The 24,743-nt window shown below is 64.1% G+C and carries 25 protein-coding genes; 11 read left to right on the top strand and 14 right to left on the bottom strand.

What is annotated here, in order from left to right; all coding sequences use genetic code 11:
* Window positions 1-8: 8 nt before the first annotated feature.
* Both DRB17_RS06830 and DRB17_RS06825 read right to left on the bottom strand, forming a co-directional pair.
* Window positions 9-746 (bottom strand): CDP-alcohol phosphatidyltransferase family protein, encoded by a 738-nt coding sequence (locus tag DRB17_RS06830; protein WP_114581441.1) that lies wholly within the window; start codon window positions 744-746, stop codon window positions 9-11.
* Between the two features lie 192 nt (window positions 747-938).
* Window positions 939-2,948, bottom strand: a complete 2,010-nt coding sequence (locus DRB17_RS06825) for a CocE/NonD family hydrolase (protein WP_114581440.1) — start codon at window positions 2,946-2,948, stop codon at window positions 939-941.
* A gap of 103 nt (window positions 2,949-3,051) precedes the next feature.
* Between DRB17_RS06825 and DRB17_RS06820 the strand changes: the two genes are divergently transcribed.
* The gene (locus tag DRB17_RS06820; RefSeq protein ID WP_114581439.1) at window positions 3,052-5,085 is read left to right on the top strand and encodes a CocE/NonD family hydrolase; all 2,034 of its coding nucleotides are present in this window, start codon (window positions 3,052-3,054) and stop codon (window positions 5,083-5,085) included.
* Between the two features lie 25 nt (window positions 5,086-5,110).
* Here the strand turns inward: DRB17_RS06820 and DRB17_RS06815 are convergent, their stop codons facing one another.
* The 5 genes from DRB17_RS06815 to DRB17_RS06800 all read right to left on the bottom strand — a co-directional run bounded on the left by DRB17_RS06815 (window position 5,111) and on the right by DRB17_RS06800 (window position 8,663).
* Window positions 5,111-6,136, bottom strand: a complete 1,026-nt coding sequence (locus tag DRB17_RS06815; protein ID WP_114581438.1) for a D-alanine--D-alanine ligase family protein — start codon at window positions 6,134-6,136, stop codon at window positions 5,111-5,113.
* Window positions 6,137-6,271: 135 nt separating this feature from the next.
* Entirely contained in the window at window positions 6,272-6,424 is a 153-nt protein-coding gene (locus DRB17_RS20175) for a hypothetical protein (RefSeq protein WP_153242363.1), read from the bottom strand.
* Between the two features lie 129 nt (window positions 6,425-6,553).
* Entirely contained in the window at window positions 6,554-7,108 is a 555-nt protein-coding gene (gene sodC / locus DRB17_RS06810) for a superoxide dismutase family protein (RefSeq protein ID WP_114581437.1), read from the bottom strand.
* Window positions 7,109-7,240: 132 nt separating this feature from the next.
* Complete coding sequence (locus tag DRB17_RS06805) at window positions 7,241-7,519, bottom strand: GYD domain-containing protein (RefSeq protein WP_114581436.1); 279 nt, start codon at window positions 7,517-7,519, stop codon at window positions 7,241-7,243.
* A gap of 184 nt (window positions 7,520-7,703) precedes the next feature.
* On the bottom strand, window positions 7,704-8,663 hold the full coding sequence (locus tag DRB17_RS06800) for an SAM-dependent methyltransferase (protein ID WP_114581485.1): 960 nt from the start codon (window positions 8,661-8,663) through the stop codon (window positions 7,704-7,706).
* A 298-nt stretch (window positions 8,664-8,961) separates the two neighbouring features.
* Between DRB17_RS06800 and DRB17_RS06795 the strand changes: the two genes are divergently transcribed.
* Both DRB17_RS06795 and DRB17_RS06790 read left to right on the top strand, forming a co-directional pair.
* Window positions 8,962-9,477 (top strand): PAS domain-containing protein, encoded by a 516-nt coding sequence (locus DRB17_RS06795; protein WP_161958728.1) that lies wholly within the window; start codon window positions 8,962-8,964, stop codon window positions 9,475-9,477.
* Between the two features lie 123 nt (window positions 9,478-9,600).
* Entirely contained in the window at window positions 9,601-10,137 is a 537-nt protein-coding gene (locus DRB17_RS06790; RefSeq protein ID WP_114581434.1) for a glycine cleavage system transcriptional repressor, read from the top strand.
* Between the two features lie 86 nt (window positions 10,138-10,223).
* Here DRB17_RS06790 and DRB17_RS06785 read toward each other — a convergent pair whose 3' ends face one another.
* Window positions 10,224-10,670 (bottom strand): pseudoazurin, encoded by a 447-nt coding sequence (locus DRB17_RS06785; RefSeq protein WP_114581433.1) that lies wholly within the window; start codon window positions 10,668-10,670, stop codon window positions 10,224-10,226.
* A 460-nt stretch (window positions 10,671-11,130) separates the two neighbouring features.
* Here DRB17_RS06785 and DRB17_RS06780 point away from each other — a divergent pair, with 460 nt between their 5' ends.
* Together DRB17_RS06780 and mntR are read left to right on the top strand one after the other, a co-directional pair.
* Entirely contained in the window at window positions 11,131-11,538 is a 408-nt protein-coding gene (locus DRB17_RS06780; RefSeq protein WP_114581432.1) for a putative zinc-binding protein, read from the top strand.
* Between the two features lie 100 nt (window positions 11,539-11,638).
* Window positions 11,639-12,124, top strand: coding sequence for a manganese-binding transcriptional regulator MntR (gene mntR, locus DRB17_RS06775; protein ID WP_114581431.1), 486 nt, complete (start codon window positions 11,639-11,641; stop codon window positions 12,122-12,124).
* A gap of 2 nt (window positions 12,125-12,126) precedes the next feature.
* Here the strand turns inward: mntR and DRB17_RS06770 are convergent, their stop codons facing one another.
* Together DRB17_RS06770 and argS are read right to left on the bottom strand one after the other, a co-directional pair.
* Window positions 12,127-12,432, bottom strand: coding sequence for a hypothetical protein (locus DRB17_RS06770; protein WP_114581430.1), 306 nt, complete (start codon window positions 12,430-12,432; stop codon window positions 12,127-12,129).
* 99 nt (window positions 12,433-12,531) lie between these two features.
* Complete coding sequence (gene argS / locus DRB17_RS06765) at window positions 12,532-14,328, bottom strand: arginine--tRNA ligase (RefSeq protein ID WP_114581429.1); 1,797 nt, start codon at window positions 14,326-14,328, stop codon at window positions 12,532-12,534.
* A 607-nt stretch (window positions 14,329-14,935) separates the two neighbouring features.
* Here argS and DRB17_RS06760 point away from each other — a divergent pair.
* Complete coding sequence (locus DRB17_RS06760) at window positions 14,936-15,544, top strand: TetR/AcrR family transcriptional regulator (protein WP_114581428.1); 609 nt, start codon at window positions 14,936-14,938, stop codon at window positions 15,542-15,544.
* 132 nt (window positions 15,545-15,676) lie between these two features.
* On the opposite strand, the gene DRB17_RS06755 is transcribed toward DRB17_RS06760, so the two are convergent.
* Both DRB17_RS06755 and DRB17_RS19890 read right to left on the bottom strand, forming a co-directional pair.
* Window positions 15,677-16,441, bottom strand: coding sequence for a DVU3141 family protein (locus DRB17_RS06755; RefSeq protein WP_161958727.1), 765 nt, complete (start codon window positions 16,439-16,441; stop codon window positions 15,677-15,679).
* A gap of 43 nt (window positions 16,442-16,484) precedes the next feature.
* A complete protein-coding gene (locus DRB17_RS19890) occupies window positions 16,485-16,799 on the bottom strand; it encodes a hypothetical protein (RefSeq protein ID WP_147274830.1) in 315 nt (104 codons plus the stop codon).
* Between the two features lie 221 nt (window positions 16,800-17,020).
* Between DRB17_RS19890 and DRB17_RS06750 the strand changes: the two genes are divergently transcribed.
* A complete protein-coding gene (locus tag DRB17_RS06750) occupies window positions 17,021-17,425 on the top strand; it encodes a hypothetical protein (protein ID WP_114581426.1) in 405 nt (134 codons plus the stop codon).
* Between the two features lie 6 nt (window positions 17,426-17,431).
* On the opposite strand, the gene DRB17_RS06745 is transcribed toward DRB17_RS06750, so the two are convergent.
* On the bottom strand, window positions 17,432-17,575 hold the full coding sequence (locus DRB17_RS06745; RefSeq protein WP_114581425.1) for a DUF3096 domain-containing protein: 144 nt from the start codon (window positions 17,573-17,575) through the stop codon (window positions 17,432-17,434).
* 124 nt (window positions 17,576-17,699) lie between these two features.
* Here DRB17_RS06745 and DRB17_RS06740 point away from each other — a divergent pair, with 124 nt between their 5' ends.
* From DRB17_RS06740 to DRB17_RS06730, 3 genes are read left to right on the top strand one after another with little or no spacing between them, the layout of a single operon-like run.
* Window positions 17,700-18,119: an SRPBCC family protein gene (locus tag DRB17_RS06740; protein ID WP_114581424.1), complete on the top strand. Its 420-nt coding sequence runs from the start codon at window positions 17,700-17,702 to the stop codon at window positions 18,117-18,119.
* Between the two features lie 30 nt (window positions 18,120-18,149).
* Window positions 18,150-18,710 (top strand): DUF924 family protein, encoded by a 561-nt coding sequence (locus DRB17_RS06735; protein ID WP_114581484.1) that lies wholly within the window; start codon window positions 18,150-18,152, stop codon window positions 18,708-18,710.
* Between the two features lie 11 nt (window positions 18,711-18,721).
* Window positions 18,722-19,714 (top strand): endonuclease/exonuclease/phosphatase family protein, encoded by a 993-nt coding sequence (locus tag DRB17_RS06730; protein ID WP_114581423.1) that lies wholly within the window; start codon window positions 18,722-18,724, stop codon window positions 19,712-19,714.
* Window positions 19,715-19,803: 89 nt separating this feature from the next.
* On the opposite strand, the gene DRB17_RS06725 is transcribed toward DRB17_RS06730, so the two are convergent.
* Window positions 19,804-22,794, bottom strand: coding sequence for an Rne/Rng family ribonuclease (locus DRB17_RS06725; protein ID WP_114581422.1), 2,991 nt, complete (start codon window positions 22,792-22,794; stop codon window positions 19,804-19,806).
* 606 nt (window positions 22,795-23,400) lie between these two features.
* Here DRB17_RS06725 and DRB17_RS06720 point away from each other — a divergent pair.
* The gene (locus tag DRB17_RS06720; protein ID WP_114581421.1) at window positions 23,401-24,615 is read left to right on the top strand and encodes an N-acetylmuramoyl-L-alanine amidase; all 1,215 of its coding nucleotides are present in this window, start codon (window positions 23,401-23,403) and stop codon (window positions 24,613-24,615) included.
* Window positions 24,616-24,743 lie beyond the last annotated feature (128 nt).

Genomic DNA, 24,743 nt, shown 5'->3' with positions numbered 1-24,743 from the left:
CGGTCGGCCTATCCCAGCCGCCCGCGCAACGAGCGCCAGACACTCAACCCCAGGAAATACAGCGACACGACGATGAAGACCCAGTAGGCCGTTGGGGACGCTGTCGCCGCCTCGGCGGCGCCCCGGCTTTCCAGAACCAGATGCACGGCCAGGGCCGCCCACACGAGGGTCAGGGGAATTGTCACCGGCCGCAGGCGGTGGACCCGGAAGGGGTGCACGAACTTCATCGGCACGAAAATCAGCACGCCACAGACCAGCACGACGATCAGGTTCAGCACGGGGTCGCTGTTCAGGATGTAGAAATAGAGGACCGCGACGTTCCAGGTAGCTGGGAAGCCGGAGAAGAAGTTGTCCCCCGTCTTCATCTCCTTGTTCGCGAAGCAGTAGAGCGAAACCACCATGATGAAGCCGGCGGCGGGAAGCTCGAAACCAGCGGGAACCAGGCCGAAGCGATAAAGGAAAATCGCGGGGATCAGCGTGTAGGTCGTGTAATCGACGACATGATCGAGGATTGCCCCATCGATCCGGGGCAGTACCTCTGTCACCCGGTAACGTCGCGCCAGGGGACCGTCCAGGCTGTCGACCGCCAGGGCGATGCCGAGCCAGATGAGCGCAAGCGGTGCATCGTTCTCGAAAATCGCCGCGAGGGCCATCAGGCCCGGCAGCATTCCGATTGCCGTCAGAATATGAATCGACCAGGCCCGCAGCCGCTCCCGCCCGCCGGCCTCGCCTTGTTGGTTCGCCATAATCGCTCCATGATCCCCTGGGAAAGGCCGCGAGACTGCTACAAAAGGCCCACCCGCGTCGACTCCCGGCTGATTGATTTGTTCGTGAATCTGTCAGGCTTCGCCAAGGGCATTTTGGCTCAAGCGTCGCGTTGGCTCACACGGACCGCCAAATAGCAGGGAATCCCGGGCATCGGGAAGTCTACCGGTGATTCACATATTATCGCGCGCAATCGTCTCGTCCCAGTTCCTTGAGAAGATGCGGTCCTCTCCTTCATACGCATCGACGGCGGCGTGAATCCGGAAGTGAGTCGATGTCGATGTCAGAATCGTGCGCGTCGTCGTCGCAATGCTCCAGTCGCCGCGTTCGAACGAGCGCCTGTTGGTGACCTCACCGCAAACAGTGGTGTAGTCGTCGTTGCAGTAGGCATATCGCTCGTTCACATCGTAGCCGATGGCGAGGCCGATATCGTCGAGCCGCCAGCGGCCATCGTTGTCAATGACCTGTAGCACCGCTTCATTGGTGGCCAAGTTGAAAAGCACCGTCCACTCGCGATGCGCCGGCGTCAGGAGCGTCGTCGGCGGCCCGGCCGCCGTTCTTGGAGCACCCAGGTCGTACATGCCCGCATCCAGCCCGCTTTCCGGCCGCACCGGCAGAACGAGCCCGCTACCGCCGGTATGAATCGTCAGGGTCGCCGGTTCCGGCGAAGGCCAGGCAAGCGGCCAGTACGATGTCGAGACCGCCACCCTGATGCGGTTCCCGGCGGGGAAGCGCTGCCCGACGTTGTTCAGCCGGACAGTGACCCTGTAACGCTCGCCTGGAACGACCGGCTGTGGCTGGGCATGGCCCTCGCGGTGGCTGAGGTTCAGAAGGCCGTAGGTTACCAGCGTGACCGTTCCGTCGGGTCCGATATCGGAAAGACGCACGGCGACCATCGCCTGCGGCCTGTTCGCCGATAACTCAAGTTCAACCAAAGGCTGCCCGAGGATCTCCAGATCCTCGGGCAATGGCGGGCTGTCGAATGTCAACGAGCCCCCATCCTCCAGCCGCTGATCGGTGGGAAGGTCGGTGCTTTCGGAATAGCTGCACCATTTGCCGGCGAACAGACCCACACTGAGGGGGCTCCGAATTGACAGATCTGCGCCGGCTGTCTCACCCGCATCTCGATGCAGTCCGGTGGGCGTCAAAGAATAGGTCTCATTGCCGATCCGAGCGCTGGGCCAATCTTCCTCTGCTACCCAACGGCCTGGACGGTCGTCACTGATCGGGGACACGGTGTCCTGCATCCAGGCGCGCAGCATGGGTTCGTCATCCAGCCCGTTGTCGATCTCCTTCAGCCAGCGATCCCACCAGCGAACGCACTCCGACAGGAAATCGATGGATGGGCCGGGCCCGCCTATGTGCGGATACTTGTGCCCCCACGGCCCGACAAGGCCCTTGCGGGGTACCCGAAGATTCCGGAGTAGCCGGAAGACGGTATTGCAGTAACCGTCCGCCCAGCCGGAAACCGCGAACACCGGACAACGAATGGCCGCGAAGTCCTCACAAACCGAGCCGTGACGCCAGAAGGCGTCGCGGCGCTGATGCTCCAGCCAGTTCTGCAGCCAGAGGCCGCTGCCGTCGAGACGCTGGAGCCACATGTCCCGCCAACGCGCGCCGACGATTTCGGGATCGGGCGGACAGGAATTGTAGGAAAGCATGACCGACGCCCAGGAGAGGTTATCGGTTAACAGGCAACCGCCCATGTAGTGGACGTCGTCCGTATAGCGATCGTCGGAAGAGCAGACGGTGATGACGGCCCGTAGCTCCGGCGACTGCAGAGCAGCAATCTGCAGCCCGTTGAAGCCGCCCCAGGATATTCCGATCATGCCGACGCGGCCGTCGCACCACGGCTGTGTGGCGATCCATCGTATGACCTCGACACCGTCCGCCAGTTCCTGCGGCAAATACTCGTCGCTCAGGACACCCTCGGAATCGCCGCTGCCGCGCAGATCGACGCGAACGGCGGCGTAGCCATGCCGGGCGAAGAAACCGTGGATCTCGCAGTCCCGGATCCGCTTGAAGTCTCGCTTGCGGTAGGGAATATACTCCAGGATCGCGGGAATCGGCCGGTTCGCCGCGTTAACCGGCAGCCAGACCTTGGCGGCCAGGCGGCAGCCGTCCGACATGGCGATCCAAGTATTTTCGATCACCTCGATATCGGCGGCACCACTTTCGTGCATCACGTTTCGACTCCTGACCTTCCGTGCCTCGTGAACGCCAGGGCAAATCAAGGCGTTCCCCTCGTGTAACGGCGCAGACGCCGATGTCGTGACAGGAGATGCCGTGAAGATCGTCAGCGACTTCCCGCGCAAGGTGCGGGTCATCGAGAATGTCTGGATCCCGATGTCGGACGGCTGCCGACTTGCGGCGCGCATCTGGTTGCCCTCCGACGCGGACCAAAGGCCGGTTCCCGCGATCCTGGAGTACATGCCCTATCGCAAACGGGACTTCACGCGCCTGCGCGACGAGCCGCTGCACCGCTATTTCGCCGGACACGGCTATGCCTCGATCCGCCTCGACCTTCGAGGCTCGGGCGATTCCGACGGCCTCCTTCTCGATGAGTACCTGCAACAGGAGCTGGACGACGCGGTCGAGGCCATCGAGTGGATCGTCCAGCAGCCATGGAGCACCGGCGACGTCGGCATGATGGGAATCTCCTGGGGCGGCTTCAACGCGCTGCAGGTCGCTGCCCTCCGCCCGCCTGCGCTCAAGGCCATCATCACGATGTGCTCGACCGACGACCGCTATGGCGACGACGTTCACTACCAGGGCGGATGTCTCCTGAACGAGAACCTGAGCTGGGGGTCGGTGTTTCTCTCCTGCGCGACCTGCCCGCCGGATCCCGACATCGTCGGCCGCGACTGGCGGGCCAAGTGGCGTCACCGGATCGACAACGCCGTGCTCTACCCGCTCGTCTGGATGCGCCATCCGCACCGGGACGACTACTGGAAACACGGATCGGTCGGGGAGGACTACGAATCGATCGCCTGCCCCGTCTACGCGGTCGGCGGCTGGAGCGACGGCTACTCGAACGCCATCCCGCGCCTGATGGAAGGCTTGAAGGTCCCGAGAAAGGCGCTGATTGGGCCGTGGTCTCACGCCTTTCCGCACGCAGCCCTGCCCGGCCCCAGCATCGGGTTTTTCCAGGAAGCGCTGCGCTGGTGGGACCACTGGCTCATGGGCCAGGACACGGGAATCATGGACGAACCGCAGCTTCGCGTGTGGATGGAGGAATACGTCCCGCCGGCCCCGATGTATGAGGAACGGCCCGGCCGATGGGTGGCCGAGGAGGCATGGCCCTCGCCGCGCATCGAATCTCGCCGCTGGTACCTGAACGTCCTTTCGCTGGGCGAGCGGCCCGACAAGGAAGACCGGATGCGCATCGCCTCTCCCCAGACGACCGGTCTGGCGGCGGGCGACTGGTACGGTTTCGGTGCGGAAGGCGAGGCGCCGACCGACCAGCGCGAGGACGACGGCAAGTCCCTGGTCTTCGATTCCGATCCGCTGGACCAGCGCCTGGAGATTCTCGGCTCGCCTGTCGTCTCGCTCGACTTGGCGGTGGACCGTCCCGTTGCTTATGTTATCGTTCGCCTGAACGACGTCGCCCCCGACGGCGCATCAACGCGGGTGAGCTACGGCATCCTCAACCTGACGCAGCGTGAGAGTCGGGAACGGCCGGAACCGCTGGAGCCTGGGCAGCGCTACCGGGTGTCGTTGAAGCTGAACGCGAGCGCCTATGCTTTCAGCCCACACCACACGATCCGCATCTCGGTATCCACCAGCTACTGGCCCGTGATCTGGCCAGCGCCGGAGCCCGTCAATCTGACCGTTTATACAGGTACGAGCTGGTTGGAGCTTCCGCAGCGTCCCCCACGCGAGGCCGACGACAGCTTGCGCCCGTTCGCATTGCCGGAACGCGGCCCCAGGCCCGAGCTGACCACGCTGTCGACGGCGCCCTTCCGCCGCAGGGTGGAACGCGATCTCACGACGAACATGACGGTCTACCGGATCTCCAGCGACGGCGGCGATTTCGGCGGGGCGGCCCTCGCCCGGATCGAGGATATCGACCTTACCGTGGGCTATACGATCTCCAAGACCTATACGATTCACGAATACGATCCCGACTTGGCCGAGGCGGTTATCGAACAGGTGACAACGCACCGCCGCGGGGACTGGTCGACCCGCCTGGAATGCCGAACGCAACTCACGGCGACGGCGCGTACGTTCCGCGTTCGCGGCATCCTGAAGGCTTACGAGGGAACCGACCTCTTTGCCCGTCGGGAATGGGACGAGGAGGTGACGCGCGATCTGCTTTGAGGCGAGAAGGGAATGAACCGTCTCCCTACCGCGCGACGTCCATGCCATAGCGCGCCGCCGCCGCTTCCAGGATAAGCCGCAGCAGTTCGTGGTAGGGGTAACCGGCCCACCCCGCCATCATCGCCAGCTTGCCGTCCCAGTACCATGTCGGGTTCGTGTTGGCATCCAATAGACGCGGCTGGCCGTCATCTCCCTCCCGGTAATCGAAGCGCGCGTAATCCCGCAGCGCCAGCCGGCGGAACAGCCTGACGGAATGATCGACGAGCTGGCTCCACTTCACATCGTCGAGCTCCGCCTGGCGGAAGCGCAGCTTGTTCCAGTAGGGGGACCGCGGGTCGGCTTTCGAACCGTAGGTCAGGATCGGCGGCAGGCCGAAGTCCAGGTCGCTGTAATCGATCTCCAGCGGCGGCAGGACCGTGAAGCCGCCTTGCGGATTGCCGACGAGGCCCACTGTGTATTCCCTCCCGGTCAGGAAATCCTGGATCAGCGCGTCCGGCGTGGTGAGCTTTGCCGCCAGCCAGCGCAGATATTCCTCCGCCTCTGCCGAATCGTGCACCACGCAATCGCGTGTGATGCCAAAGCTGCCGCCACTGCTGTTCGGCTTTATGAGGCAGGGATAGATGCTTGGGAGGACAAGCGGATCAGCGGTGAGGTCGACGTAGGTTTCATTGGGAACAGGCATACCCTGCCCGGCTGCCAGGACGCGCACAAGCGCCTTGTCAGTGCTGATGCTGATCCCCATGGGATCGGCGCCTGTGTATGGAATATCGAGGATTTCCAACAGCGCGGGAATATTGCGCTCTAGTTCCCAGCTATTCCTGAATCCGGTATCGCAGAAGTTCAGGACCAGCCCAGGACGCCGGTTCCGCAGATCGTCGATAAGCGACTTGTGATCGTCGAGGAAAGTGAAACGCCACCCCACAAGCTTTGACAGGGCCGCATTGAGATGCCGGACGGCCTCGATCTCCTCGGTCCCGAACGTCCCGTCGACAGCGTAGGGATAGGGAAGCCGAGGATCGCCGAGCAGCACGCCAACCGTCAGGAGCACCATACCAGGAGCCCTCCTTGACCGCTCAACGGCTCACCATGATCCCAGACGGTGCCGACCGCACCCCGACTACGCGGGGTTGTGCATGAAATGGAATGGCGCAGCCGAGGATACGGCCGCGCCATCGCCTTTGGACGGTCAACCCATGCTGGCCGGCGGCGTCGGTTCTCCCGTAAACCAGAAGTACAGTAGAATGGCCGCGACGGCCGCCGCCATGGCCACGCCGCCAACCCAGTAAGCGGCCTTTTCGTGGCGTTCCAACCAGCCCTTTCCGCCTGTAGTCGTCGTCATCGTCCACCTCCAGCGCGGCACGCGAAGGCCGCGCACCACGCCGGGCACTAGCGCCCAGCGGCTCGGAACTGTCCGGGCACGAAACAAATAAGCAACATTGCGTGCCGCGCAAGAGGCTCATCCGAAAGATCATTCCGGCACGACACCACAGGCAACGCGGGCGCCCCCACCGCCAAGAGGCTCCGGCTCGTCACGGTAATTGTCGCCCTGCGCATGGATCACCAGTGAACGCCCCCTGAGATCCGCCACCTTGAGACGCGGGGCGAGCAGCGGCCGCCGGACCGGCAGGGCGCCATCCTCGTCCACCTCGACATAAATGACCGGCAGATCGCCCAGGTGGCCGGTTCCGCTGGGCCCCATATGCTTGCCGGTCCCTTCCGGATCGAAGTGCCCGCCGGCGGCCAGCCCGGCCACCGGCTCGCCGTCCTTCATGGCGGGCTCGCAGCTTGGGTTTTCATGGACGTGGAACCCATGCGGCCCCGGCGACAACTCGGCGGCGAGGTCCAGCTTCAGCAACAGCCCGTTGTCGGTGTCGGACGCATGCGCAGTGCCGATAGACTTGCCCACGCCCTCCTTGCTGATGAGATGCATCTCGACGGTCAGTTCTTCGGCCACGGCGGGTGTAGCGAACGCAAGCGCCGCAAGTGCCGATCCGACAACAGCAATCTTCAGACCCTGGCTCATTGGCATCCCTCCCATTCGACAGCCCCCAATTCGAGAGCCCCCAATTCGAGAGCGTCGCTGACGCGCCGTCACCTCGATAACGTCGAACGCCCGGCCGCGGATGCCGCAGCCTTCGCACAATCCCGGAAAAGGTCAGATCCTGTCGACCGCGTCGGCCATCGCCGACTCGTCCAGCGCAGGGGATGCCTCGATACGACCGAACTTCTTTTTCAGATACCAGAGGGCAAAGGCCTCGACCACATAAGGGTCGGACGCGCTGATCAGCGCGATGAAGTCATAAGGGCCATGCGTGTAGTAAACGGCCTGGATCTCTATGCCGAGTTCCTTGGCCTTCTCCCGCGCGGCGGAAACCCGCTCGCGCTGACGGCCGGCCCATTCCGGATCGAGCTTGCCCAGCAAAATATAACGCATGAAACCGCTCCGTGCCTCCCTGGTGCCTGCTCCATCGTCCGGGCAGTGGAGAAATCGCGGCTCTCGATATCATAGTGCATGCTGGCCTCGCGCCGCCGCAAGAGCGATGTCTACTGCAAAATCGATTCCTGCAACGCAGCCTGAATATAAAATTTGATAAACGTTTATTTACAGAACCAGCATTTCAGCGCTCACCTTGGTATGCCTGCCCACCTCCTGCATTACCCCGCTCGGCCTGCAGATTTACCCAGGTCAATTCGTGCTTGTTATGGTGCAGGTGCATCAGCCGGCTGCCTGGAATGGCGGCGAAGGCTGCCTGGGTCTCGAAATCCGTCTCGCCCTGGAACTTGATCGTGCAGACGAAGTTGCGAACCGTGCCGGCTTCCAACCAGCGCCGGACCAACTCCAGCAGCTTCGCCGGATAGCAGATGACGTCCGAGCATAGCCAGTCCACTGGCCCGATATGCTGCGGGCGCAGACCGAAGGCGCTATCGCGCCGCGCCTCAACGCGCGGCAGGGCCTCCACCGCCGGATCCAATGGCGCCTTGTCGACGGCAATCACATCGGCGCCAAGACCGTGCAACACCCAGGTCCAGCCGCCAGGCGCCGCGCCCAGGTCGAGACAGAGGTCTCCTGGTCCGGGATGCGTGCCGATCAGCGTAAAAGCTTCCCACAACTTCAGGTAAGCCCGGTTCGGCGGGTTCTCACGATCCTCTACGAAGCTGACCTCGCCATGGGGAAACGGGCTGATCGTTCGCGCCGCCGCCAGCATCCGATCCGGCGCCAGCAGGGTCCAACCGCCCAACGGCGCCTTCGGGACCTCCGCCGGGAACGGCAGCGGCTTCGCCGAAACATGCGGAAGCTGTTCGGCGATCAGCGCGGCGCGGCGGTGGCTCGTCACCGGCAGAAGCGCCCAGTTGCGCTGTATCCCCCGCAGGGTCTGCGCCGCCTTCTTGATCGACGCTACCGGCAGGTCCTCCGGACACTGCCAGACATTCCGCGCCCAGGCGGGACGCTGCTCCGGTCCCTCCGCCAGCACAAGGCGACCATGCGTAGCCACGACACGCACACCCGAAAGGTCCAGTTCATGGCGAAGCTCGGCCTCGAAGCCCTTGCCCGCGATATAGCCCGTCAGTCCGTTCATTTCGGCGGCCCCGGCCTGCGGCGCGGGCGAGGAACAGCTGGAAGCGGACATCATCGATAGTGGCAGGGGTCGTTGCGAAGGATGGCGGGACAATATCGCGTGCGGGCCATGAAGTGTACCCGCCTGGACACGACGGTTTACCTTCAAATGGAACATCACCCCCTGATATTGGCGGACTGCGCGTGCTAGCGTAGCGTCGCGAATTGGACAAGGTAAACAAAGCGTAAGATTTGTGCCATCAGAGGTTGCAGCTGCTTTGACGACGATGTGCCCGCTCAGGTCGGGGGCCCTGCGTACAGTGACGCGCTGGTGGACGCGGGCCTGCGACGAGAAGACCCTGCCGAGCCGCCATCACATCGACCTGAACGAGATCCGGCGCGTCCTCGACCGAGTGTGGCTGGTGGAATACGTGGTCGAGGAGGAGGCCTATCGCTACCGGTTGGCGGGCGAGCATATCAACGCCACCTTCGGCTTCTCGCTGCGCGGAAAGTACCTGCAAGACGTCATCGAGCCGCACATGCTGCCGACGGTGCTGCACCGCTTCGACCACGTCCTGCGGGGCCCGGGCGCGGTCCACGCGACCGGCCGCGTCTACTCGCGTGTTGACCGGCACCGCGAAGGCGAGCGGCTGATCCTGCCGCTTGCCGATGACGAAAGAACGCCCACCCATCTCTTCGGTGTCACCGACTACTGGTCGAGCAACGTCGAAAACACGAACGCGCTCTCCCCGCCGGAGTGGATGGAGGAAAACTTCCTCTCGCTTGACGAGGTGCGGCGCTGGCACGAGGCCCTCGCCGCCGATCCGGTGAGATAGCCTAGGATGCCGGAGCCACCCGATTGCATCCCAATGGCGCTGCGTCCACGATAAGGCCGCAACGGGCGCCGCCGGCGACCCGCCGCCCCAACAGCATGACAGCCGAGCCAGGGAGAACCGCACATGAGCACGAAGTACGTCATCGCCGTCGTCGGTAACGACCGGCCAGGGCTCGTCGAGCTTCTGGCAAGCGCGGTGGCGGACCACCAGGGCAGCTGGCTGGAAAGCCGGATGTCTGTCCTGGCCGGGCAATTTGCCGGCGTCGCGCTGGTACAGGTTCCCGACGAGCAGGCCGCGGCCCTGGAAAAGAAGTTGCACGATCTGAGCGACGAGACCTTGCGGCTCACCCTGGCGAAGGCGGGCGCGCGAGAGCCGGCGCGGCCTCACCGCACGGCCTGCCTCGAACTCGTGGGCCACGACCGACCGGGTATCGTGCAGGAGATTACCCGCGTCCTACGCGAGAAGGGCGTCAACATCGACGACATCGTAACGGAGCGCATGAGCGGCGCCATGTCCGGCGGTCACTTGTTCCGCGCCGTCGTCGAGCTCCAGATTCCCGACACCATCGAGCTGGACAGGCTGCGCGACGACCTGGAGGGCCTCGCGAATGAGTTGATGGTGGATATCCACGTCCGGGAACTCTTGGACGAGGGGGCATAGCCTTCCAAGCGGAAAAGGAAAAGGGCGCTCGTTACGAACGCCCTTTTCCGCGCATCCCCGAGGGAACCGGGGCCGTCGATTGGCCGTCAATCGACCTGACCCAGCATGCGTGCGAAGCGGGTCTTGGCACGGCCAGGGGCCTTCGCCGCCGCCGCCTTTGCTGCATCCAGGTTGACGCTGGCGTCACCCACGACCACCACGCCGGCCATGCCCATGGCGTAGTGCGGCATGCACTTGTAGCCGTAAACCCCTTCGGCATCGAAGGTGATCTCGAAGTCCCGGTTGAACTTGCCCTTGAAGGGCTCGGCACCGTCGGGAAGCATGCCGGGAATGGTCTCGGCGTTATGGCCCTTGTCGGTGGCCACGAAGCGCACGGTGTCGCCCGGATCGATGGTGACGAGCGCCGGCTCGAACACCATCATTTCGCCGTTCGGGCCGCTGTTCAGCATCTCTACCTCGACGGTCTTGGCCATGACTGGCGTCGCGGCGACAAGGGCAGCCGCGGCGCACGCGGCGGTCAGCATCTTACGCATCTGATCTCTCGCTGTCTGACGTGGACGGTGATTCGGGATGTGGGGCGCGCGCCATGCGGCGGTCAGAGCGTGTCCGGAACCTGCCAAGCGATTCCGGTTGTTCTCTTCCGTAAGTGCCTGCATCGCATTTGCCCCTTCATCCCCATCCGGCGGGTTTGCCGCCGTCTGGAAGGACATATGCGTCCGACACCCTAGGGACGGTTTGTTGCAGCGCAAACTCGCGCGACTTTCCGTGGTGCGCCGCGTCTGCTGGGCGCCAGCCTGCCGCTGCGGCTACAAGTCGCATGTTATGCACAGCCCCAGACCAAAATCAGAAGTGTCAGATAGTTGGCGGCTACAATTAAATAGCTCTAACTCTATTCAATTAGACCGGTACAGCTCTCTTCTGGACAACGAAAATCCGTGCATAATAACTGTAATTACTGACACAAACCGTCACAATTGGGGAGATTGGGAGCGTATGGGAACCACTGGCAAAACACCGCCACCGCTCGTCTACTCCTGTTCCGGCTGCTCGAACGCGGCGCAGATGGCGAATACCGTGGCAATATGGCTGGACCGCGCAGGGACGGCCGAGATGTCATGCATCGCCGGAGTCGGGGGCGACGTCCGCTCTCTCGTCCGGGTGGCCCAGTCCGGACGTCCGATTGTCGGTCTCGACGGTTGCCGACTCCACTGCGTGCGCAGTTGCCTGCAACGGCACGGGGTCGATCCCTCGATACACGTGACGCTGTCCGACCTTGGCGTGCGCAAGCGTTACCATCAGGACCCCGACCCCGCCGAGGCGCGCACTGTCTTCGAGCACGTGTCCGCACGTCTGCGGGAAGAGCTTGGCGAAGTCGAGGAAGTGTCCAGCGAAACGGCCTGAACGGCTAGACGATAGCTCAAGGCTTGAGCAGGCTGCCGAGTGTGCGTTTCTTGCTAAATGTGTCGCGGCCAAGTAAATCCGAGCCGGGAGGAGACGGACCATGGCGGCTCGGCGGAAAGGCGCGAACCTGACGCATGTCTCGACCAGCAGTCGGCCGAACGAGATGCTGGAACCGGAGGTGCACGCGCGCCAGCATGCCCATGTCCGCAAGGCGCACGAAACCGAGCTGATCGAGGACTACGTCGAGCTCATCGCGGACCTAAGCGACGCCAAGGGTGAAGCTCGCGCCGTGGAAATCGCCCGCCGCATGGACGTGCGCCAAGCGACGGTCAGCAAGATGCTTCGCCGTCTGCAAGAGCGTGGCCTCGTCACCAGCGAGCCCTATCGCGCCGTCTTCCTGACGGACCAGGGCCGCAGCATGGCCGAGGAATCACGGGCCCGCCACGCCGTCGTCCTGGAATTCCTCCGCGCCATCGGCGTGCCGGAGGAAGCCGCACTGCAGGACGCCGAGGGCGTGGAACACCACGTCAGCGACGAAACCCTCGACGCCATGCGCCGATTCCTGAGGCAGCCCGACACCGACTGAACCTAACCTCCATCACGGCGATTCGCCCGCGGCCCCGGCACATAAGGGGGCCCGCAATTCCTGGAAACACCATAGCCCAGGGCCTCCTGCCCGGCCCGGCGCGGCGGGTCCGCCATCTCGAAAATGGCCGCAAGCGGTGCCGCCATCGCCACCGTCGCCACGCAGGCGGGCACTTTGAAAGCAACCAGAAACGGCGTTCCCACTGCCCTGACCGTCGCGTTGCCGCCTTCATGGCCGCCCGCGCCGCCATCGGCCGCGCAGGCGGCCAGTGCGAGGGCCAGGGCTGGTATCACTGCCTGCCGCAACATGCGCGCACTCCCACGGCTGGTCACGCGCCGCCGACGGTAGTTTACCCGAGCATGCCCGGTCAGCGCATGGGCATTGTTGTGAGCCCCGCCTGCGCTTCCCTACATGCGCGCCGGCACCTCGATGCCTAGGAGCTCCAGCACCAGCGTCAACGCCCGGGCGCTGACGTCCACCAACAGCGTCAGATGGGCCCGGCGGCCAGGATCCGGCTCCTGATTGACCGGCACCTCGTGATAGAAGGCGTTGATCTGCTGAGCCAAGTCATAGGCGAAGTCGCATAGTACGTTGGGCGCTCGCCGCTCCTCCACCCGCTTCAACACCTCGGGCAGCGTGGCGATACGGATCAGCAGGTCGCGTTCCACCTGCGTCGAGAACGCTGTGAAGCGGGCATCCGCCGGCACGCCGCCACCCTTGGCCAAGACGCTGTTCAAGCGCACCACCGTGTAGAGAAGGTACGGCCCTGTCTTGCCCTCGAAGCGCGTAAAGTTGGCGAGGTCGAAAGCATAGTTCGCCGTGCGCTGATGGTTCAGGTCCGCGAACTTGATCGCCGCGAGGCCGACCTTGTGGGCGATGTCGGCCCGCTCCGCTTCGCCGAACTCAAGGCCGAGCCGGTGTTCCGCAAGCCGCTTGCCAGCCTCCTCGTTCGCTTGATCCAGCAGGTCCCCCAGGCGCGGCACACCGCCGGAGCGGGTTTTCAGCGGCTTGCCGTCGGGGCCGTTCACCGTGCCGAAGCCGATGTGCTCCATCCCCATGCCGTCGTTCAGCCCAGCCCGCTGCGCGGCCTCGAACACCTGCCGGAAATGCAGGCCTTGCCGGCTGTCCACGACATAGAGGCTGAGATCCGGCGACAGCCGCGCAACACGATCCTGGATCGTGGCCAGGTCCGTTGCCGCGTAGGTCACGGTGCCGTCCGAGGTGACGAGGATCAGGGGCGTAAGTTCTTCCTCATCCCCTTCCCCTTCTTCCTCGCTCCCGTCGTCTTCCGCCGGCTTGAAGCGGATCAGGATGGCGCCTTGATCCACCTCGGCGATGCCGCGCGCCTGCAGGTCGCGCACTAGCGGCTGCACCAAATCGGCGACGTCGCTTTCCCCGCGCCACAGGTCGAAGCTGACGCCCAGGCGGTCGAAGTCGCCGGCCTGCGAGGCACGCGAGGTCTGCATGAAATGCCGCCATAGCGCGATGTAGCCAGGCCGGCCGTTCTGCAGTTCCGCCGTCTTGCGCCGAGCAGCCTGCATGTCGTCGTCATTCTCGCGGCAGCGCGACACAGCGGCCGGATACATCTCCTCCAGGTCGTCGATTGTGACCGGCGACTCCTCGGGAAAGCCCTCGGTCTTTGCGGCGTCGAAATAGGGAAGACCCGGCTGGCGCAGCGACAGCTCGTGGATCAGCATGCCGATCGGCAGGCCCCAGTCGCCCAGGTGAACGTCGCCGACGACATCGTGCCCGCGGAAGCGCATGATCCGCTTCAGCGCCTCGCCGATGATGCTGGCGCGAAGGTGGCCGACGTGCATCGGCTTCGCAACGTTCGGACCGCCGTAGTCGATCACGACCTTTGCCGGCGCCTCCACCTTCGGGAAGCCGAGGCGCGCGTCGCCGGCCATGTCATTCGCCCGCACCGCCAGAAATTCGTCCGTGAGGTTAAAGTTGACGAAGCCCGGCCCGGCGATTGCCAGGTCGGTGATGAAAGGCACCGCGCCCAGCGCGGCGACCAGACGCTCGGCGATGTCGCGAGGCTTGGTCCGGTGCGTCTTCGCAAGCTGCATGGCGGAGTTACACTGGAACTGTCCCAGTTCCGGCCTGCGCGAGGTTTCGACAATCACCGTTTCCGGGTCGAAGCCGGCCGTTTCGAACGCCCCGCGAAGCGCGTGCCGAAGCGTGGCCAGCAAGCTGGTCGTCACCGTGCAACCTCCGTGAAAATCTTGCTATCCTGGCGTGACCCCGTCGTCGGGGTAGGTCGTTTTATCGACTCATGTCGTGGCTGTCACGGGTGGCGAGACCAAGCGTGCGGCGCGGAGTGGGATCGTCGCTTCGAATGGTACATTGGAGATCCGTTGTGCTAGGCCGCTCGCAGGCTGCGGCGGCGTCATGCACACCCCATCCAAGTCGAAATTGCCTTTAACGCACATGAATGCGCCATATTTTCTATAACTAATCTCGCATTGCTTCTGCTTTCAATAAATGTATTTGGTATAAAGCCTAACATTTATTCCGCATAATAGATATTTTACGGCATATTGTTATTTCACTTTAACTATTTATTAGTAGTTTTTATTTAAAAACAAAACGATTTTTCGATATACGGATAGATTTTTCAGTATCCAAAACAAACTGCTAAGCTCCATCTTAAAGTTCTTTTTAGGAACGTTTGATCTGATACCTTGCCCTGACACGGTCCCGTGACAAATGTCCGACCCCGTGACAAGATTGTGGGGAGAATGACTGGTCTCACTTTTCCCGGGTGCAGCGGGAGATGGTGTTGACCATCAGTTCCAGGAGAACGCGCTTATGACCAACGCTACGCATCGACGCCGCAGCCCCGCCCGCGACCGGCTTGTCGAGGCCGCTTCGCAGCTCTTCTATCAGGAAGGCCTCAATCGCGTCGGTGTCGAGCGAATCATCGAAACGGCCGGCGTCGCGCGTATGACCTTCTACCGGCACTTCCCGTCCAAGACCGATTTGGTCGAAACGGTTCTGGAAGAACGCTCCAAGCGAATCTCCGAGTGGCTGATCGAAGAAACGAACGCATCCGTGGCGGATCCATACCAGCGGCTCCTGGTGATGTTCGACAAGCTGGAGAACCGCCTCGCCGTACCCGGTTTCCGAGGCTGTGCGGCGCTCAATTTCGCCAGTGAGGTTGCGGATTCGGGTTCAAGGGTTTCCGACATCGCGCGCCGCCACAAAGAGACGGAGCGCCAATACATCGAAGATAACGCCCGCGCAGCCGGCCTCGCCAATCCAGCCGAGCTCTCCCATACCCTGATGCTCCTCATGAACGGCGCGCTGAGCCTGGGCCAACTCCAGAATTCTCCGGAGCCCGCCCGTCATGCCCGCCGCACGGCGGAACGGCTGGTCGAGGAAGCAAGACCACCGCAAGTGCGCGAAGAGTCTGCATAAAGCCGAAAGACGCATTGGGCAATTGCGGCTCATGGCTCGCTGGCAACGAAAGATCGGGCCGCCCGAAGGCGGCCCGGTTCGGGGAGAGAGGAGACTGAGACTTAATGGTCGCTCGCCACGCGCGGCGCTGCGCTAATCGACCAGTTCCCATGATCCATCGGGCTGCCGGCAGGCCGTGCCATAGACTTGCTGCGAGCGGCCCGCGACCGTGGCAGTGGTGATATACTCACGACAGTAGCGACCGGCGGCCGTCTGATACGTCCGCTGTGGAATCGCTTCGTAGCGTGCGTCGAAATCCGGATTGCGCCAGACGACGCTCTGGCCCGAGGGCACGTGCTCCAGCGTCTGGTTCACGCAGGACCGGTCGAGGCGATCCATGTGCCGGCCCACTTCGCCACCGGCCAGCACACCGATCAGGGCGCCGCCGGCGACGGCATAGAGTTGCCCGCTACCCTTGCCGATATTAGAGCCCCCGAGCGCCCCCACAGCGCCGCCCACCACCTGGCCGACCAGTTCCCGGTTGCAGGTTAGCGTGCCGTGGTCGGCATAGGCAGGCGCGACAGAGCGCCATTCCGGTGCTTGGCGGCCGTATTCACGATGATGACGGTGCCGCTGGCGGTAAGCATGCTTATGCGAGCCGCCCCTGTAGTGCCCCTGGCGGCCATAGCGGCACTTGCGCTCTTCCTTGTAGCCGTGTGGGCCGCGCTTGATTTCCACCTTGCAGCGCCCATCGCGGTACTCGTACTTCTCATAAGCCCCGCGCCGGTGCCCATGATGCTTGTGGCGATGACCGTGACGGTATCCGTCGTCATCATCGGCCCACGCGGCACCGGTGACCCCAAGTGGCGTGACGAACGCCATCACGGCCGCAAGGCCGAGGGCAAGCCATCTGCGCATGGATCTGCTCCTGCTTGAACCGTCTGCGTTGTGCTGTCGCGCGTCAATGCCGGCCACGGTGTCCGCGATGCCGGCCATACCCCCGGTCGCGGTGCTTATGTTTCCAATATCGGTTGGGGCCATGGAAATGCCGCTTCGAGTAATAGCGGTGGCGGTAGTCCGGTCTGTAGGCGTAGTGCCGCTTCTGGAAGCTGGGATAGCCAAAGAAGAAGCCGAAGTACGGCTTACTGAAATACCCGTGATGGTCGCGGTAACGGCCGCGATCCCCGGCTCCGGCCTCGCTCGGCACCACCGTCGACAGGGTCACGGCGGCGAGGATGGCGAACAGCGATGTCCGGATCGATGGTTTGCGTAACATGGCGATCTGCCTCCCGTCGCCGTGGGTGAAGCCTCGATCATGGGGCTGCTTGGGTAAGATGATATATGCATGCAACTATGCATTCAATAGTGCATATAATTGTCACACCGGCTGGGCTGTTGTCGGCTTCGCGCGCGCGGAGCGAGGCTTGACCCGGACCGCGAGCCAAAGTACACGCAAATGTGAATGCAAATTCAGTCGTAACAGCCGGACGGGCAGGAATGGCGCACGGCCACCGGGCGCGACGCGCCTATCTAGAGATGATCGACCGCGTCACTGGGCGCTGGCTCGAACTCTTCGCGGGCAACACTGAGCTTTATTCCACAGCCTATTGGGACCTGCTGACCGCACTCTGGTCGGCCGACGCCCCCGTGCGCAAGACCGACGCCCTGGCCGCGATCAAGGGGATCAAAAGCGCGCACACGGCCGGCAAGTACGTGGATGCGGCGATTCGCCTCGGCCTGGTCGTGGAAACCGAGAACCCGGCGGACGCGCGCTCCAAGCTGCTGCGCCTCGCACCCGATATGCGCGAGCACCTGGACCGTTTCTTCGACCAGGCGCTCGACGAGGTCGAAGCGACGGCCCAGCGCGTGGCAAGACAGCGCGCGGCCGAGGATCGCCGCTGACGGCGATTAGAAATAGGGCGCCAACCCCAGCACGCCAACCACGATCAGATAGATCGCCACGATGTAGTTCAGAAGCTTTGGCTGGATCAGCACCAGGACTCCGGCGACAAGGGCGATCAGCGGCTGGATCATGCCGGGCGTGATTTGCATGGGATGGGTGCTCCTGTCCTTCTCTCGATTGGCGCCGCCGCACGCCGCGGGGGCAGGTATGGTGGTTCCCGCCGCCCTATGGCACCTTCATGCGATGAGGTAAAGACACGGAAGGACATCGCGGATGACGCTTGTAAGCGAGGCGGCCAAGCTCTATGTCCCCGCTCGCCGGGTTTGGGAGACGATCGGCGACTTTGTGGAGGTCGCCCGCTGGCATCCAAGCGTGCACGAAAGCGAAGAGGACTGGGACGGCGCGCAACGCCTGCGCAAGCTTGACATTCTTGCCGGAGAACCGCTGGTCGAACGGCTGGAGAATCACGATGACGATGCGATGCGTTACAGCTATACGATCGTCAGCGGCCCCCTTCCCGTCCGCGACTACGAATCCACACTCAGCGTTCATCGCGACGACGCGACGAGCTGCACGGTGGAATGGAACGGCCGATTCGCGCCCGATGGCGCACCGGAAGCCGAGGCGGTCGAACTGGTTCGCGGCATCTATCGCAAGGGTCTGGAGCATCTGCGATTCACGCTGGGCGGCTGAACGCGACGCGGTATACCCTGGGGGCCGATGATGGACGAACAAGCACGCGCCGCAATCGACAACATCCTGGCGTTCTGGTTCTCGGACCGCGTCAAGGCGCATTGGTTCGACAGCACACCGGATTTCGATACGGAGGTTGCCGAGCGGATGCTGCCTCTGCACGTCAGCGCCGCCGAGGGCCACCTGGATGCCTGGAAGGACACCGCGCGCGGGTGCCTCGCCCTCGTCATTCTTCTGGATCAGGCGCCGCGTAATATCTTCCGTGATCGCCCCGAAACCTATGCGACGGACGCTCTGGCGCTGCAAGTCTCGAAGCACGCCCTGTCGCGCGGCTTCGACAGTGAACTGGACCAGCCGGAGCGGCTGATGCTCTACCTGCCGCTGGAGCATAGCGAGAACCTGGACGACCAGGAACTCAGCGTGCAGTTGATCGAACAGCTCGACCGCGAGCCGAGCTGGGCCGACTATGCCCGCAAGCACCGCGACGTGATCGCGCGCTTCGGCCGCTTCCCGCATCGCAACGCCCTTCTGGGCCGGACAAGCACGGTCGAGGAAGCGGCCTTCCTCGCCGAGCACGGTACCGGCTGGTAAACGGCGGCGGCATGGGCTCTCGGCTGCGGATCGCCACGTTCAACCTTGAAAACCTGGACGACCGCCCGGACGCCGACCCGCCGCTGGACACCCGCATCGCCGTTCTCCGCCCGCAACTCGAACGTCTCGACGCGGACGTCCTATGCCTGCAGGAGGTCAACGGCCAGCAGCCGGTGGGCGGCGGACCGCGTCAGCTTCGCGCGTTGGACAGCTTGCTGGCGGAGACGCCCTACGCCGGGTTTCACCGGGTTGCCAGCACCAATCCCGCCGGGCCGCAGCGGGGCGTGGCGGACAAGCACAACCTGGTGATCCTCAGCCGCCACCCTTTTAGCGACTGGCACGAAATCCGGCACGACCTCGTCCCGGCTCCGTCCTATCGCCGGATGACGGCGGAGCCGTTGGCGGAAACGGACGAAGCGGTCGGTTGGGAGCGCCCGGTTCTGACGGCCACGGTCGAGCTACCCGGCGGCCAGCGACTGCACATCCTGAACCTGCACCTACGCGCACCGCTGGCTGCACACATCAAGGGACAGAAAGAGGACGCCTTCGCCTGGAAGACGGTCAGCGGCTGGGCGGAAGGGTTCTTCCTGGCGGCCGTCAAGCGGATCGGCCAGGCCTTCGAGGCGCGGCTGGCGGTGGAGCGGATCTTCGACGCGGACCCGAACGCCTGGATCTGCGTTTGCGGCGACTGCAACGCCGAGGAACGGGAAATGCCGCTTCGAGTCCTGCGCGCCGACGTCGGCGATACCGGCAATGCCCGCCTTGCCACTCGCAGCCTGATCTCGCTTGAGCAGGAAATACCGCCCGACCGGCGCTATTCGGTGTTGCATGCGGGTTACAAGGCGATGCTGGACCACCTGCTGGCCTCTCGCGCCCTGCTAACCCACCTGCGCGGGGTCGAGATCCACAACGAGGCACTGGGCGACGAACTGATCGGCTACGCCAGTGCCCACAAGAGCCCCGAGAGCTACCACGCCCCGCTTGTCGCCGAATTCGCGGTGTGAGGACCAGGCATCGCCTCCCTCCATAACAAGCGCAAGGCGCGCGGGTCGATCACGCCAGACTCGCGTGATCGACCCTATACCCTAGAAGCTTAGCTCATCAGCCGTTGCCACCAGCCACGGCGCCTGGGCTGCCGGTCTTCTTCCGTCTGATCACCGCCCTTATCCGCACCTTGTGGCTCGGCAACCTCACCACCCGCGGTGTCCGAAGCGGGCCCCCCAAAACCCTCGCCAGTACTCGAAGCGGCCGTTGCCGGTTCGGGTTGGGGCTGCGATGGCTCGGCCCGCTCCGAGGGTTCCACCGGCGCCGTTTCGGATGCCGGTTCCGCCGTCTTCTCTTCCGCAGCCTTGGCCTTGGACTTCGTCGTGCGCCGGGTCCGGGTTGTGGTCGTCTTGGTGCCCGACTTCGCGGAGGTGCTGCTGGTCGTCGCCTTCTTACGGCCGGTCGTCTTGCGGTCGGTCGTCTTTGCGGTCGACCTTGAACGCGACTTCGGCTTGCTGTCCGCCTCGGTCGCCGCGGATTCGGCGGCCGCCTCACTCTCGGTCCCGGAGACGTCGGCGGCTGCTTGAGGTGCAGCCTCCTGCGCAGCCTCGCCGGTATCGGCTTCCGCGGCAGCGGCCTTGGCCGGCTTGCGCCGCGTCGTCCGCCGGCGTGCCGGTTTGGCCGGTTTGGCCGGTTTGGCGGCCGCCTCCCCCTCGGCCTCCTCGCCGCCGACCGTGGCGGCCTTGGCCGGTTTGTCTGCGTCCTCTGCCGGGGCTTCGGCCATCGCGGGCTCGGGCGACGGTCTTTCGGCGACGCTCTCGGCCTCGGCAGTTGCTGTCGCCGAAGCAACCTCCGCCTCTGTCACCGCCGATTCCGCTTCACCCTCGGCAGGCGCGGCCGCGGCCGCCTCGCCAGGCTCTGCGGCAACGGCATCCTCGCCGCCCGGAGTCGCCTCGGCGGACTCCGTCATCGCGCCCTCGTCCTCGCGACGCTTGGAGCGGCGACGGCCCCCGCGCTTGCCCCGACGACGGCGGCGCTTAGCCTTCTGATCTTCGTCCTCTTCTCCAGCGGCGGCGGGCCCGGCCTCGACGCTTTCCTCCTGAACGGCAGAGTCGGTCGACTCGGCGGCCGCGACGGCGGCGGCTTCTCCATCCTCCTCACTGGCGGGCTGGGCGGCCTCGGCAGCCTCCGCGCCTTCCGCCGTCTTGCGGTTCTTGCGCCCGCCGCGGCGGCCGCGCTTGCGCGACTTCCCGGCAGCTTCCTCCGCATCCTCGCGCTGAGCCGGCGTTTCCCGCTCCACAGCTTCGCCAGCTTCCGCCGGGATCTCTTCTTCGGCAGCGATCTCTTCCTCGGCCGCCACAGTGCTCAAACGGTCCAGGCGGTAGGCAGGCGGCACCAGATGGTCGTCTGTCTGCACGCGCACCCGGAAGTTATAGCGCCGCTCGATCTCGAAAAGACGGCTGCGCTTTTCGTTCAGCGTGTAGAGCGCGACGCCCGCGGGCAGGGTCAGCATGACCTCGCCGCCGCCCCCGCGGATGCCCTCTTCTTCCAGCGCTCGCAGGACATGGAGCGCGGTCGACTCTGGTGAACGGACGAAGCCGCTGCCGCCGCAGCTTCGGCACACCTCGGTCGAAGTCTCGTGCAGGCTGGGACGCAGCCGTTGGCGCGACAGCTCCAGCAGGCCGAAGGGACTGATGCGGCCAAGCTGGATGCGGGCGCGATCCTGACGCATCGCCTCTTTCAGGCGCTGCTCCACCTCGCGGTTGTTCTTGGCCGCGTCCATATCGATGAAATCGATGACGATGAGCCCGGCCAGATCGCGCAGCTTGAGCTGACGGGCCACCTCTTCCGCCGCCTCAAGATTGGTCTTCAGCGCCGTTTCCTCGATATGGCGCTCTTTCGTCGCCTTGCCGGAGTTCACGTCGATGGCAACCAGCGCTTCTGTCTGGTTCATCACGATGTAGCCGCCCGACTTGAGTTGCACCGTCGGGTTATGAATGTTGTCGAGCTGCGACTCGACCTGATAGCGGTGAAACAGCGGCACCTTCGGGTCGTCGTACTTCTGCACCTTCTTGGCGTGCGAGGGCATGAGCGAGCGCATGAACGCCTTGGCCGCCTTGTAACCCTCTTCACCCTCGACCAGGACTTGGTCCATGTCCCGGGTGTAAAGGTCGCGGATGGCCCGCTTGATCAGGTTCGCTTCCTCGTAGATCGCGCAGGGCGCCGTCGATTGCAGCGTGGTTTCGCGGATATGATCCCACGTGCGCAGCAGGTACTCGTAGTCGCGCTTGATCTCCGCCTTGGTGCGGTTGCTGCCCGCTGTGCGCACGATCACGGCAATGCCATCGGGAATATTCAGCTCCGACAGGACGCCCTTCAGCCGCCGCCGGTCCTTGGTGTTGGCGATCTTGCGCGAGATACCTCCGCCCTTGTTGGTGTTGGGCATCAGCACACAGTAGCGTCCCGCCAGGGAGAGATAGGTGGTAAGCGCCGCGCCCTTATTGCCGCGCTCTTCCTTGACGACCTGAACCAGAATGACCTGACGGCGCTTGATCACCTCCTGGATCTTGTAGCGACCCAGAAAAGCCGCCCGGCGGCGCGCAGCATCCTCGATCTCGTCGCCCGCGAGAGTTTCGACCGAGTTGCCGGTTTCGAGCTGCTCCACCTCGGGATCGCTGCTATCGGCCTCGCCGTCGGCCGAGACGCGACGCTTGGCGCCCGCCGCCGCAGCCTCGGCCTCGCCATCCGGCTCGGTCGAGTCGACGCCGTTACCGGCCTCGCCGTCCGCGTCGCCGTCGTCCTCGCGCTTCTGCGCGGCCTGCTCTTCCTCCAGCAGCGCCTCACGGTCGGCGATGGGGAGGCGGTAGTAGTCGGGATGAATCTCGGAGAACGGCAGGAAACCATGACGATTGCCGCCGTAGTCGACGAAGGCGGCCTGCAGCGACGGCTCGACGCGGGTTACCTTAGCCAGATAGATATTACCCTTAAGCTGCTTCTTTTCTTTCGTCTCGGAATCAAATTCGTCCAGGCGGTTGTTCGACAGCACCACCACCCGCGTCTCTTCCGGGTGGCTTGCATCCAAAAGCATGCGTTTCGTCATCGATTGATATCCCTGGTTCGCGTCCTGCGCTACCGGCGCAAAGACCGGCTCGCGGCGCGAGTTCGTTGGCGGCGTCGCGACGTCGCGCGTCGCGAACGCGTGTTCTGAGGCACTCGAGTGCGGTATGCGGGCTGACTGCGTAGACGCCGATAAGGCGCGCCGCCGTACCGGCGTGGCAGCCGGTCAGGTCTTCGTTGACGTTGGCGGTCGGTCGAGCCCGCAATATCCCCTCTCGAACGAGAGTCGGTTCGTGTCTTTTACTCGGTGCGGCATTCAGGCGGCGGCCGATAAGCACACCGTCATCGGTGCCTTCAGCCTGCCGCCGGGCCCGCGCTCGCGGGTCCAACCTCTGCCAGGGCCGCCCAGCGGCACAGGCAGGATCGCCGCACATCCGACCCACCAGGTACGGCAGTCGGACGCCATCCGGCTCAAGACACTATTTAAGCTATTACGTCAAGGGCTTCGACCACAACGGTAAAAATCCATGCGGCGTTTGATGGCTTCCCCGAAATCTGGTCGGGATTTCGGGCATTTGTTATTTAGCTTTAACCCTTTTTGCGATATAAGCTGTGGATAACTCTTGAGGGGCAGCTAGAGTCACATCGCATGCTGGAGCGCGTTACCCGCTGGATCGGGCGCCTCACCGCGGTTGTGCCGGTGCTTCTGGCGCTGGCCGCAACAGCCGCGGCGCAGCCCAGTGTCAGCGCCGTGCGGCTGGGCCAGCATCCCGACAAGACCCGCTTCGTCATGGAGATCGACGAGGCGCCGGCGTACAGGATCTTCACCCTGCCCGACCCCTATCGTGTCGTGATCGATCTGCCGCAGGTCGACTGGCAGGTGCCGGAGGAGACGCTCGGCAAAACGAATACCGGCGTGGTCGAGGCACTGCGCTTCGGCCTCTTCGCGCCTGGAACCAGCCGCGTGGTGCTCGATGCCAAGTCGCCGGTCAAGGTGGAGCAGGCCTTCGTTCTGCCGCCCCGGGGCGACTTTCCGCACCGCCTTGTGGTCGATCTCACGCACGTCAGCCAAAGTGCGTTTCAAAAAACCTCCAGTCGCACCATCAAGTCGGAGAAGAAGCTGCCCACGCCCGGTCCGCGCCGGCGGGACGCCGCACCGGGCAGCGACGGGCGCCCCACCGTGATGATCGATGCCGGCCACGGCGGTGTCGATCCGGGCGCCGTCGGCGTTTCCGGCACGCGAGAGAAGGACATCGTCATCGACTATGCCCGGCACCTGAAGGAGATATTGGAGAGCACCGGGCGCTACCGGGTTGTGATGACGCGCGACAAGGACATTTTCCTGCGCCTGCGCCATCGCGTCGAACTTGCGCAGCAGGCACAGGCCGACCTGTTCATCTCGCTGCACGCGAATACGCACAGTTCGGGCAGGATTCGCGGCGCCTCGGTCTACACGCTCTCGGAGAACTCCTCGGACGCCGAAGCCGCGGCGCTGGCGACGAAGGAGAATAAGGCCGACATCATCGCCGGCGTGGACCTGAACGGCCAGACGGAAGTCGTCAGCCAGATTCTGATCGACCTTGCGCAGCGCGAGACGATGAATGCCTCGAAGAACTTCGCCAACATGCTGGTGAAGGAACTGGACGGCCGGGTCAAGCTGCTCAACAACACGCACCGCTATGCCGGATTCGCAGTGCTGAAATCGCCCAACGTGCCCTCGATCCTTTTCGAGATCGGCTATATGTCGAACCCCAGCGAGGAGCGCCAATTGCGCTCGAATGCGCATAAGCAGAGGGTCAGTGCGGCAATCCACGATGCCGTCGACCGTTTCTTCGAGTGGCAGGAAGCACGCAACCGGCTTTGACGAACGGAATCATAGCGCTTGGCGCGCGGCCACACCCGCGCCAAATTGTGGCGTGATCGTTCACCCGAACCGTAACAGGTCGAATCGAGGCGGCGGGCCGGAGCCAAAGCGGGCCGGCCGCGCAACAC

Origin of the sequence: Ferruginivarius sediminum (assembly GCF_003344765.1) — a bacterium.
Classification (GTDB): Bacteria; Pseudomonadota; Alphaproteobacteria; order Kiloniellales; family Rhodovibrionaceae; genus Ferruginivarius; species Ferruginivarius sediminum.
The sequence above is the reverse complement of the archived record's forward strand: the minus strand, read 5'-3'. Positions and strand labels throughout refer to the sequence as shown.

Coding starts and splice junctions, on each gene's coding strand:
- DRB17_RS06830 (WP_114581441.1), bottom strand. CDS start 746: ATGGCGAACCAACAAGGCGAGGCCGGCGGGCGGGAGCGGCTGCGGGCC.
- DRB17_RS06825 (WP_114581440.1), bottom strand. CDS start 2,948: ATGCACGAAAGTGGTGCCGCCGATATCGAGGTGATCGAAAATACTTGG.
- DRB17_RS06815 (WP_114581438.1), bottom strand. CDS start 6,136: ATGGTGCTCCTGACGGTTGGCGTGCTGCTCGGCGATCCTCGGCTTCCC.
- DRB17_RS20175 (WP_153242363.1), bottom strand. CDS start 6,424: ATGACGACGACTACAGGCGGAAAGGGCTGGTTGGAACGCCACGAAAAG.
- sodC (WP_114581437.1), bottom strand. CDS start 7,108: ATGAGCCAGGGTCTGAAGATTGCTGTTGTCGGATCGGCACTTGCGGCG.
- DRB17_RS06805 (WP_114581436.1), bottom strand. CDS start 7,519: ATGCGTTATATTTTGCTGGGCAAGCTCGATCCGGAATGGGCCGGCCGT.
- DRB17_RS06800 (WP_114581485.1), bottom strand. CDS start 8,663: ATGAACGGACTGACGGGCTATATCGCGGGCAAGGGCTTCGAGGCCGAG.
- DRB17_RS06790 (WP_114581434.1), top strand. CDS start 9,601: ATGAGCACGAAGTACGTCATCGCCGTCGTCGGTAACGACCGGCCAGGG.
- DRB17_RS06785 (WP_114581433.1), bottom strand. CDS start 10,670: ATGCGTAAGATGCTGACCGCCGCGTGCGCCGCGGCTGCCCTTGTCGCC.
- DRB17_RS06780 (WP_114581432.1), top strand. CDS start 11,131: ATGGGAACCACTGGCAAAACACCGCCACCGCTCGTCTACTCCTGTTCC.
- mntR (WP_114581431.1), top strand. CDS start 11,639: ATGGCGGCTCGGCGGAAAGGCGCGAACCTGACGCATGTCTCGACCAGC.
- DRB17_RS06770 (WP_114581430.1), bottom strand. CDS start 12,432: ATGTTGCGGCAGGCAGTGATACCAGCCCTGGCCCTCGCACTGGCCGCC.
- DRB17_RS06760 (WP_114581428.1), top strand. CDS start 14,936: ATGACCAACGCTACGCATCGACGCCGCAGCCCCGCCCGCGACCGGCTT.
- DRB17_RS06755 (WP_161958727.1), bottom strand. CDS start 16,441: ATGCGCAGATGGCTTGCCCTCGGCCTTGCGGCCGTGATGGCGTTCGTC.
- DRB17_RS19890 (WP_147274830.1), bottom strand. CDS start 16,799: ATGTTACGCAAACCATCGATCCGGACATCGCTGTTCGCCATCCTCGCC.
- DRB17_RS06750 (WP_114581426.1), top strand. CDS start 17,021: ATGGCGCACGGCCACCGGGCGCGACGCGCCTATCTAGAGATGATCGAC.
- DRB17_RS06745 (WP_114581425.1), bottom strand. CDS start 17,575: ATGCAAATCACGCCCGGCATGATCCAGCCGCTGATCGCCCTTGTCGCC.
- DRB17_RS06740 (WP_114581424.1), top strand. CDS start 17,700: ATGACGCTTGTAAGCGAGGCGGCCAAGCTCTATGTCCCCGCTCGCCGG.
- DRB17_RS06735 (WP_114581484.1), top strand. CDS start 18,150: ATGGACGAACAAGCACGCGCCGCAATCGACAACATCCTGGCGTTCTGG.
- DRB17_RS06730 (WP_114581423.1), top strand. CDS start 18,722: ATGGGCTCTCGGCTGCGGATCGCCACGTTCAACCTTGAAAACCTGGAC.
- DRB17_RS06725 (WP_114581422.1), bottom strand. CDS start 22,794: ATGACGAAACGCATGCTTTTGGATGCAAGCCACCCGGAAGAGACGCGG.
- DRB17_RS06720 (WP_114581421.1), top strand. CDS start 23,401: ATGCTGGAGCGCGTTACCCGCTGGATCGGGCGCCTCACCGCGGTTGTG.